Raw genomic sequence first — 8,965 nt, forward strand, 5'->3', positions numbered from 1 at the left:
CTCCAGAAGCCTAACGGCGGCCTCCCTCAGCCTCTGGCAACACAGGCGGCCCGGGGTCCTTGGCATGTGTAGAGTTTTCTACAGGTGGATAAGGGTCTATTGTTTGATTTTGAAGTAGGCTTTTAGTGTCTCTAGGTAGTCTGCCCCCGTCTCTATCATCACCACCACTGGGTTTCCCCAGAGGCCCAGTGCCGTGAGCATCTCCGCGGCGGCGTCGTCGAAGGGGGCTTCAGCCCTCGGGGCCAGCTCTCTGTAGGCCTTCAAGACGCTACGCTGAGGCTCTCTGTCAAAATCTTCCCACTTGTAGATGTTGAGCACCCCCCTCGCCAGTCTGTAGGCGGCCTCCCCCACGGCCGCCAGTGTGGGCGGCCACGGCGTGTAGACGCCGCCGAAGAGAAGCCAGGCGGCCGCAGTTGCCATGACGTGCTCCACCCTCGGCTCGCCTAGCAGAACCACCGAGTCTCTGTAGACGTAGGCCTGGGAGAGGAGTGACTCCGCCGCCGGGTTGCCCAGGCTCTCCAAGAGGAGGAGCACGGCCGTCCTCAAGTTCTCCACACGCCCCGCCCTCCCAACACGCCTCCAGTCCAGCTCCCACGGCTCCACGAGGGCGTAGACGTAGGCCTCCACATCTCTCCTCTTCCCAGCCCTAAACTCTTGAAATCTTTGGGAAAACCTCAGGGTGATCGCCTTCACAAGAGCCACAGCCTCCGCCACCCTAGTCCTGTCCGTCAAGATGTAGCGTGGGTAGTAGACGCGCCTAGGCGAGGCCATGGGAAGCGGGGCGCAGCGCTCCGACTTGGCAACCGGCTCCGTGCAGTCGGCAGACTGGGCCACCTGGTCAAGGTGGCGCTGTCTACACATCTCGTACACCTCGTAAGAAGACAGGTCTCTGTACACCCGCCGCAGGTCGTCGCAGAGGAGGCGGCAGTTGGGGTATCTCGACGCCAGCTCTCTCACCACCCACCTAGCCCTAGCCTCGGCCTCCTCCTCCGGGAGGCCCGCGAGGCGGAACATCCGCCTCAAAAGGCCGCAGACCACTTAGGCGGCGTTTCTTATGTCATGGCGTATTTGCTGTCCTCTTCGCTTCATGAAGAGTTTGCGAAAAGGGTTGAGAAGTACGTAAGGCAGTACGTGGGGGAGCTGAGGGACCCAGCCGCCGCCTCTGGCGAGAAGTTTCCCCTAATTATACACGCGACGGGGGGCACCACCACCACAGCAGTGGAGCTGGTTTCGAGGACAGGTGCGCGGGGGGCCGTGCTTGTGGGCTTCGGCGAGCACAACAGCTTCGCAAGCCTCCTCCACACCAAGGCGGAGCTGGAGGCGATGGGGTTGCCCGTTGCGGCTTTCCACTGCCCCAGCTACAAGGAGTGTGGAGACGTCTTGGCCAGGGCTAAGAAGGTGGCCGAGGCGGCCTCGGCGCTGGTCGGTGCGAGGGCGGTTTTGATAGGCAACGAGACGCCCCAGGCGAAAATCCTCCGGGAGAGGTTCGGCTGGTCTGTGGAGGTGGTCCCCCTGGACAGGTTCGAGGAGCTTGTAGACTCCTCCCCTCCAGACGGCGGGGCTGTCGAGGCGTTTGGGGACGTGCAGATTGCGAAAATCGCCGCGGCGCTCCGGGAGATAGGCAGAGGCGCCGACTTGGTGGCTATCCAGTGCTTCCCCTTCCTCATGAAGAGGAGGCTCACCCCCTGCCTCGCCCTGGCCCTCCTCAACTCTAGAGGCGGGCTTGTGGCATGCGAAGGCGACCTGGCCTCCGGCTTCGCCATGTTGATGTCGAAGAGGCTCACCGGCTACAGCGGGTGGATTGCCAACGTCGTCCGCGGCTCCAGCCGAGAGGTGGTGTTTGCCCACTGCACCATCTCTCTCGACATGGTGAAAAGCTGGAGGGTCATGCCCCACTTCGAGTCCGGCTACCCCCACGGCCTCTCCAGAGAGCTCAGAGAGGCGGTGTACACAGTGGTCTCGGTGCTCCGTTTACATATTGCGGAATTCTGGGCGCCCGCCGCCGTGGTGTAAACGCCGTGTTTTTACTAGACGGCCGCGGGCGTGGAGACGCCGTGTGATTATGTATAGGAGGGTGGCTTCTGGGGCTGTGGGGCCGGTGAGGGTGTATCTCTACGCGAGGGGTGACAAGCTGTACGCCGTGTTGAAGCACGGCACCGTGAAGAAAACCGCATACCTAGGCCGGGTGGAGGAGGCGAGGGGGGCGGATCTCTCGGCGACATGTGGCTAGACACATCCTGTACACATTCGTAGCTCGTAACGATAATCACATCGCCAACCCCCTGTAGAAGATTTCTACATGTGGCGCTGAAGGCAAAAATATAAGAGGATACTTTAAGGATGTTATGTTACGTGATAAGCCAATACTAATGATGTTAATATTGGTTACTTTATCTGTGACACTTCACGCCAATAATAGCTACGTAATGGTGGAGGTTGAAAGCGACGTGGAGATTCCGCCCTTGATGTATTATGATGGACGTAGCTACAAGCCCGTGCACATCATTTACCTACCAAGACTTGAAGAAATGTATTGGCTAAATGTAAATGCAACGCTTAAGATACGTGAGTGGGATCTAAAGAGAGCCATATTAGTTATCCCTAAGGAGGCACTTGGCAAGAAGGCTCCTCCTGACTTTAAGAGAGGGATCGTTAGAATTCATATTAATAAAACCGCGATTGTTGAACTACTAGAGGCCTCGGACAGCGTAGTCGCGACATATTCATATATTGATAATGACACTATAAAGCCGAGCCCCGTCAAGGGACGGGCGGAGTGGATACAGAAGCCCGAGAGAAAAGGCTCTAATAAGAGGCCGGTTGATACGACCATAAAAAGTGGGGAGGTAAGCACGGCACAGCTCGCGACGGCAACAGTCTATGCTGACGGTGGATTTTTCTACTCACCACGCCGCGATTCATATATGTTTGCTAATGTTGAGACTTGTTTAGAAGCGTTAAGGGTAGATGAACTTACGTTTAGCCCTAGTGTGCACCCCACAATTGCGGTTTTAGGATACAACGCCACATACATCTGGCGTGTCTTTACATTTGTATACGGATCTGCGGGTGGACTCTTCCAGCCAGTTGGCAAAATTATAGTGAAAGTATACGAGATAGACCCCCAGCTGAGGTGGGTTGGGAACAAGCTAGGCGAGTGGAGTTTTGACGTGTATAACGGTATCCCCACCTTCTCTACTGGCATTCCCCTAAACTGGCCAGACAAGTTTGTAGGTCTGCAGATTTGTTTTAAGCCTTCATACACAGGTGTTTTTTATGTCGTTGGCGCCAACGCCACGGTGGAGTTTAGGAAAAATTATATAACATATGCCCGTGGAAATTATGTATTAGGACACGCATTTACCACCATCAAAGATGCCTTTTTCAAAGATCCAGGTACTTATACTGTACTCATTGGACCTATGGCGCTCTCTGACGGGTATATTAATCAAAGGATAACTCTTTCATTATCTACCACAGTAAAGTGGAATAGCCCCAACTGCCCTACATTGTCGATGGACATCTATTTGGGAGATCGCGGCCAGTACTGGATCGGATACGCCAGCGTAACTGCAAATAAGTATTCTTATGATCTATATGGCTACTATCTATGCTACTACGATATTACCTACACCAGGTCGTCATCAATAATAGGTATATGGTACGACGAGGCCAGGGCGGCAAGTCGTGGTGTCTTCATAAAGCTTAAATTCAACTATCCCATTAACAGTATAACTTTACACCGTCTTGTTATATCAGGCGATAGATACGCTGAGCATTTTGTTGACAAGCCTAGTGGTTTATGGGGCTTTCCGGTGCTACGCGGCGCCTATTCAGTATCTAGAGCATTCAACAGTTCGTTTATCAATATTTATATCAGATCTAGCTATGTGGTGCAACAAGCAGATATAGTAGACTTTTACGATACCTCTAGATATGGTTTGTCTTATGTTAAACTTACGTACAGGCCCGCCTCGGCTGTTATGGGTATAAATGTCTGGTATAAAGATGAGGGGAATTTATCGCCCAGCGAGCCTTGGTATAAGTGGTTGACACGGGAGGCGTTTTCAATAGTTTTATCAATATTAAACGCCGCGGGTGCTTTACCGCAAGGCTTCTCTATAGTAATAGAGTTGTTGACCAACGTTTTACAGGGAAGTAGTGCTCAGCTAAAATATTACCAGTCAGGCGATAGCTATATAATTGAGTGGAACAAAGGTTTAAACGACCCTGTTCGTAGGTATATCGGGATATTAATAACGTCTAACCAGAACTATGAACGCCAAGTAATAATTCATAATATTGATATGAGAAGTGATTTATATGGCGACTTTGCGTCTACGTTGCCATCTATGTCAGGCCTACCATGGGACTACGTTCCTCAACTTAGGCATTGGATATACGGAATGCGCTCTACGCACCATATACCTTTAGTAAGGTAATGTGGCGCATCATTCTTTTGTTAATATCTCTTCTTTTTTTAGTTCTGCCTCTAGTTTTCTACGGCTACTTAGTTCTGTGGCAACCTGAGTTGGGAGCTAGACTGGGTGCTGGGTTGGCTGGACTAGGTGTGTATCTTTACTATTTGTTGCAAGTTGGGTATTATGCCTGTGGGATACGCTTGGCTCACATAGCGATTGGAGGGCTCGTGTTTCTATTGATTGTGTTGTCCACGTTTTTTCCTGATCTTATGGAATTATTTTTATTGGCAGTGTTAGCCATGACCATTTTTATGCCTCTTCATATGGGCATTAGGTTGGGTGTTTTTGCCAAGTGGCTTCATGCAATCGTGTGGCTTATTGCTTGGAATATATTGAGTGCTCTTATTGCGTTTTTGCCAGTACGTCTCTGGGGGCTGGAGAGAGCCCCGTGGATGTGGTATGTTGAACCGCCTATACCACCAGCGAGGGGGTTGGTAATAGGTAGCTCCGGAGTTGTGTCTACGATTTTACTTGGATTATTTTGGAAAAGTATTAATAAATGTAGGTAATGTCTTCCTGTTTGCTCCCGCAGAGGGCATATATAGCTTGAGGGAATATGTGGTCTTTACGTTTAAAACAAGGAGTAATCTGGCAATGTTACATCTAATTATGCCAGGTTAGGGGTTGGAAACTTATGCGCTTAAACCGTGGTGTAGGCAGAGCCTTTATAATATGGGTTATTTAAAGACATGAGTTGTTTAAAAATGTTAAAAGGGATGGCCGCGTTGGTATAGCGTTTCTGTATGTTTACATTGTATCAGTTAGGGAGAGCTTTGGCGAGCTCCTCTGCACGGCCTTTGTATGTATTGCTGTGCCGCGTATAGGACTAGAAATCGCCACGTGGCCCCTCGCCGGGCCCCACGCCTCTACTAAAACTACTAGATATGGAGAAGTGGCGCAGAAAAGAAGACCAGATACAGCTCACCGGCGGCGGGGTAAAAGCCTTCATGCATCTAGAGCCAGTATGCGCCGCGCTGGGCATATGCCAGAGGAAGTGGAGTATCTATAAGTTAAGACTTATAAGTCAAAATAGGGAGTGGGGGCCATGGAGACAATTGATGTAAGCGGACAGCAGTGCCCCGACCCCCTCAAGACCGTGGCGTCTGCGCTGGCCAACGCCCCGGCGGGGGCCAGGTACAGGATAGTGACTGACGACTACGTGTGCTACATGATGCTCAGGAGGCTCATGGCCCTCAACGACGTGAAGATTCTAGAAGCCGAAGAGGGCGGGCCCTACGTGCTGGTAGTAGAGAAGAGCTAGACCAGGGGTATCCCCGCCTCCCTCGCCTTTTCTAAAAACTCCTCAACCCCGAGCCCGGCCAGCCTCGCCGCGGTTCTGAAGTCCCCAGTCTCCACGTAGTAGACAAGGGCGTGCCTCAGCCTCGGCGGCAGTTTGTTTATGAAGCCCCAGTTGGCCTCCCTCCTCCTAATCTCCCTGGCCTCCTCTATAAACGCCAGCCAGAACTCCCTCTCCACGCTACTCAACGCCCAGCCTTCTTAAATCTCTTTTGGCAAAGCGGTGGCCCGTCTCCGCTTGATACCTCTCTATCTCTTCCCTTAGGCTAATTACGCCGCGTTGCGCGAGGGCGTGGAGCACGTCTACGGCGCGCATCACCCTAACGCCGCTAAGCTCTTGAATAAAGCTGGGGGCCATCGCGGCCCCTCCATTTTCCGTAAGCACCGTGTATCCAAACCTAGCCCCCGCCGCCAGGCAGACGGCCTCCGGCAAGTCCACGCCTCTCATAGGGAGGGCGCGGGACAGCGATACGACACGCCTAGCGTACGTAACCAAGTCTTCTGTTTCTGTGAAAAGCGCCATTTTGCCCGAGGCGAGGCCCTCTGTAATCCACGCCAGCGTGTTCTCGCTGAAAACCTCGGCGAGTACAGACTCAGGAATGTTTACCACCGTAAAGAGGGTGTACAGAAGATTGCGCCTGCTGTAACGCGCCCAGTCTATCAGAAAGGAGGTATCGGCTATCGCCTCCATTACACAGTAGGTATCTTGGCCCTCCTCCTCAGCTCGTCGAATTGCTCCACCCTCATGCCGGCTATCCGCGACGCCACGTATATATCGCCAGTCTCGACGTAGTAGATAAGGGCGTATTTAAGCTTAGGCGGCTGCCTATTTATAAAATCCCAGTCTGCCTCCCTCCTCCTAATCTCCCGGGCCTCCTTGAGGAGCTCCAGCCACTCTGCCACGCACCCCCGGGGGCGTAGTGTTATAAACCTTTGCCCACGCTCCAGACATGTACGGGGGGAAGTTCTACCGCCTCCTCCACCCAAGGCCCACCGTTGTCATCGCGTCGAGGTGCCCCAACGGCCGCATAAACCTCATGCCGGCCTCCTGGAACACCCCCGTCTCAGAAGAGCCGCCCACAGTCGCCGTGGCCGTGGAGAGGGAGGCGTATACACACCAGTGCCTCCAGCACCACAGATACGCCACCCTCAACGTACTCCCCATAGACGCCGCCGACTTGATATACAAACTCGGCACCGTAAGCGGCAGAGACGTGGACAAGGCGTCGCAGTTCGGGATAAAGCTGGAGCCCTCCACAAAGGTAGACGTGCCGAGAGTCGCCGGCGCCCTGGCCGTCTACGAAGTGGAGGTGTACAAGGAGGTGGAGGTGGGCGAGGTGACGCTCTACATCTTCCGCGTCCTAGAGACCTGGGCCGCCCCGGGCGCGGCCGACCAGTGGGGCTTCGACTTTAAAAAGGTCAACATCCCCCTCCACGGCGCGGGGAGGGCCTTCTACCGCGTCGACCCCAAGCCCGTCTTCGCCAAGAAGTAGCCTAACCGCCCGCACATACGGCGGCGGCTCTGCGTCGCCCACCAAAACAAACACCACGTCTCTAAACACGGCCTTAGCCTCCCTAACCACAAAAGGATTCACCCTATCGTCCTCCCCGTCGGTCACAACGACGAGCGTGTAGCCCCTCAGCCCCCGCGCCCTTGCGTCGCCAACGGCGGCCTCCACGGCTCTAGTGATGTCGGTGCCGCCGCCGGCAACCACTTTGGTGAGCACATCGACAAGCCTCTCCACATCGCCCACAGGCTCGTACACATCCGCGTCGAAGAAGCGGACAACGACATTCCTAAACCTCCCCAGCGCCGCTATGGCGTACGCGGTCGCCACGGCTATCTTCTCCACCCCCCTCACCGCTCCGTACATAGAGCCCGACTTGTCCACCAAGAGATAGACCCCCCTGTCCCCGCCCCACCTGGCGCGGAGGACGGGCAACTCGGCCGACGCCGCCTTGTGGAGGAAAAGGGCGGGGGCCCCCACCGACAGCGCCCTGGCGAACAGCGTGGCTCTCCTAACCCTCTCCAACGAGCCGTGCGACCTCTCCGCCTCGAAGCCAGACGCGCCGCGGCCCTCAAACAAAGCGCCGAGCCTAGGGGCCAGGCGAAGCGCCTTGGCCAGAACCCCGGCGAGCCTCAGCCTCCGGGGGTCAGAGGCGACCGACAGGGCGAGCGCCGCCGGGTCCCCAGACCTGCCCCTCCCCAGCACCTCCCCAAGCTTCTTAAACACGCGGTGGAGCTCCACCACGTCCGCGGGATCGCCCAGATGCCTCCTGACGTGCCGCATGGCCTCCACCCACGCCTCGCGCCTCCCCCTGCCGAACCACGCGCGCCCCCCGGCGTCGAGGTAGCGCAGATACGCCTCGAAAGCCCTCAAAAGCCTAACCGCCGCCTCCATAGACGCCCTGTGGCTCAGCCTACACACCCGCGCCACCGCCTCGTAGTACGGCGACTTGACGTAGTCAAGCACAAACCTCCTCCACACAGCGCTGGCCGACCTCCCGCCGAAGATAGGCGTCCGGTAGTGTATGTAGTACGCGTCGGCCGCCTCCTCGACGCCCACAGACTTAACCCCAGCTACCCTCAAAACCCTGAAGGCCCTAGCCCTGACAAGCGCATCCCCGTAGTCCACATTCAAGAGGAGACCCACGTTACCTACTACAGCTATAAAAACCTCAGCTCCCCACCACGTAATGAAAAGACGCGTCGTACTGATCGGCGCCGCCCTGGCGCTGTTGATAGCCGCGGCTATATACCTCGCCCCACGCCCGGCGACACAGCCGCCCCTCAAGATATACATAGAGTCGCCGGCCTTCGCCAACGGCACCCGGATACCCCCACAGTACACATGCGACGGGGCCGACGCCTCCCCGCCGCTGAGGTGGAGCGGCGTGCCGCCAGGCGCCAAGTCGCTGATGATAGTAGTGGTAGACCCAGACGCCCCCCGCGGACCCTTCACACACTGGGTAATCTACAACATAGATCCAAACACCACAGAACTACCCCCAAACCTGGATAAGACCCCAACCACCAGATACGGACACCAAGCCATGAACGACTTCGGAAAAGTCGGCTACGGCGGCCCCTGCCCACCCACAGGCCCCCCGCATAGATACATATTCACAATATACGCCCTAGACACCAAGCTAAGAACGCCCCCCGGCTCCCCACACCAAGATGTAGT

11 protein-coding genes and 1 pseudogene are annotated in these 8,965 nt (G+C 55.5%); 7 read left to right on the top strand and 5 right to left on the bottom strand.

Annotated features, from left to right (window positions below; genetic code table 11):
• Positions 1-96 precede the first annotated feature (96 nt).
• A complete protein-coding gene (locus ACP5J3_RS08115; RefSeq protein ID WP_428495228.1) occupies positions 97-1,038 on the bottom strand; it encodes a hypothetical protein in 942 nt (313 codons plus the stop codon).
• A gap of 21 nt (positions 1,039-1,059) precedes the next feature.
• Here ACP5J3_RS08115 and ACP5J3_RS08120 point away from each other — a divergent pair, with 21 nt between their 5' ends.
• The 5 genes from ACP5J3_RS08120 to ACP5J3_RS08140 all read left to right on the top strand — a co-directional run bounded on the left by ACP5J3_RS08120 (position 1,060) and on the right by ACP5J3_RS08140 (position 5,742).
• Positions 1,060-2,013 carry a fucose isomerase gene (locus ACP5J3_RS08120; RefSeq protein ID WP_428495229.1) on the top strand — a complete coding sequence of 318 codons (954 nt, stop codon included), beginning with the start codon at positions 1,060-1,062 and terminating at the stop codon, positions 2,011-2,013.
• A gap of 49 nt (positions 2,014-2,062) precedes the next feature.
• Positions 2,063-2,230 (top strand): hypothetical protein, encoded by a 168-nt coding sequence (locus ACP5J3_RS08125; RefSeq protein WP_428495230.1) that lies wholly within the window; start codon positions 2,063-2,065, stop codon positions 2,228-2,230.
• Between the two features lie 115 nt (positions 2,231-2,345).
• The gene (locus ACP5J3_RS08130) at positions 2,346-4,442 is read left to right on the top strand and encodes a hypothetical protein (RefSeq protein WP_428495231.1); all 2,097 of its coding nucleotides are present in this window, start codon (positions 2,346-2,348) and stop codon (positions 4,440-4,442) included.
• Between the two features lie 923 nt (positions 4,443-5,365).
• A complete protein-coding gene (locus ACP5J3_RS08135; protein ID WP_428495232.1) occupies positions 5,366-5,545 on the top strand; it encodes a hypothetical protein in 180 nt (59 codons plus the stop codon).
• Positions 5,527-5,742, top strand: coding sequence for a sulfurtransferase TusA family protein (locus ACP5J3_RS08140; protein ID WP_428495233.1), 216 nt, complete (start codon positions 5,527-5,529; stop codon positions 5,740-5,742). The genes ACP5J3_RS08135 and ACP5J3_RS08140 overlap by 19 nt, the downstream gene beginning before the upstream one ends.
• Here ACP5J3_RS08140 and ACP5J3_RS08145 read toward each other — a convergent pair.
• The 3 genes from ACP5J3_RS08145 to ACP5J3_RS08155 are packed head-to-tail and all read right to left on the bottom strand — an operon-like array spanning position 5,739 to position 6,680.
• Positions 5,739-5,957 carry a hypothetical protein gene (locus tag ACP5J3_RS08145; RefSeq protein ID WP_263242697.1) on the bottom strand — a complete coding sequence of 73 codons (219 nt, stop codon included), beginning with the start codon at positions 5,955-5,957 and terminating at the stop codon, positions 5,739-5,741. The two genes, ACP5J3_RS08140 and ACP5J3_RS08145, sit on opposite strands and share 4 nt — an antisense overlap.
• A 1-nt stretch (position 5,958) precedes the next feature.
• Positions 5,959-6,468: a DNA-binding protein gene (locus ACP5J3_RS08150; RefSeq protein WP_428495234.1), complete on the bottom strand. Its 510-nt coding sequence runs from the start codon at positions 6,466-6,468 to the stop codon at positions 5,959-5,961.
• Entirely contained in the window at positions 6,468-6,680 is a 213-nt protein-coding gene (locus tag ACP5J3_RS08155; RefSeq protein WP_263242699.1) for a hypothetical protein, read from the bottom strand. Before ACP5J3_RS08155 ends, ACP5J3_RS08150 begins: the two co-directional genes overlap by 1 nt.
• Before the next feature lie 47 nt (positions 6,681-6,727).
• Between ACP5J3_RS08155 and ACP5J3_RS08160 the strand changes: the two genes are divergently transcribed.
• Entirely contained in the window at positions 6,728-7,270 is a 543-nt protein-coding gene (locus ACP5J3_RS08160) for a flavin reductase family protein (protein WP_428495235.1), read from the top strand.
• Positions 7,271-7,369: 99 nt separating this feature from the next.
• Here the strand turns inward: ACP5J3_RS08160 and ACP5J3_RS08165 are convergent.
• Positions 7,370-8,581, bottom strand: a pseudogene (locus ACP5J3_RS08165) (VWA domain-containing protein); the annotation flags it as partial.
• Here ACP5J3_RS08165 and ACP5J3_RS08170 point away from each other — a divergent pair.
• The coding region (locus tag ACP5J3_RS08170; RefSeq protein WP_428495236.1) for a YbhB/YbcL family Raf kinase inhibitor-like protein at positions 8,475-8,965 on the top strand (491 nt) is incomplete at its 3' end. The pseudogene ACP5J3_RS08165 and the gene ACP5J3_RS08170 overlap by 107 nt on opposite strands.

This window comes from Pyrobaculum sp. (assembly GCF_049971835.1).
GTDB lineage: Archaea > Thermoproteota > Thermoprotei > Thermoproteales > Thermoproteaceae > Pyrobaculum.

Bases quoted from the DNA above. Each gene is read 5' to 3' on its own strand.
- ACP5J3_RS08120 (WP_428495229.1), top strand. From the start codon at position 1,060: ATGGCGTATTTGCTGTCCTCTTCGCTTCATGAAGAGTTTGCGAAAAGG.
- ACP5J3_RS08125 (WP_428495230.1), top strand. From the start codon at position 2,063: ATGTATAGGAGGGTGGCTTCTGGGGCTGTGGGGCCGGTGAGGGTGTAT.
- ACP5J3_RS08130 (WP_428495231.1), top strand. From the start codon at position 2,346: ATGTTACGTGATAAGCCAATACTAATGATGTTAATATTGGTTACTTTA.
- ACP5J3_RS08135 (WP_428495232.1), top strand. From the start codon at position 5,366: ATGGAGAAGTGGCGCAGAAAAGAAGACCAGATACAGCTCACCGGCGGC.
- ACP5J3_RS08140 (WP_428495233.1), top strand. From the start codon at position 5,527: ATGGAGACAATTGATGTAAGCGGACAGCAGTGCCCCGACCCCCTCAAG.
- ACP5J3_RS08150 (WP_428495234.1), bottom strand. From the start codon at position 6,468: ATGGAGGCGATAGCCGATACCTCCTTTCTGATAGACTGGGCGCGTTAC.
- ACP5J3_RS08160 (WP_428495235.1), top strand. From the start codon at position 6,728: ATGTACGGGGGGAAGTTCTACCGCCTCCTCCACCCAAGGCCCACCGTT.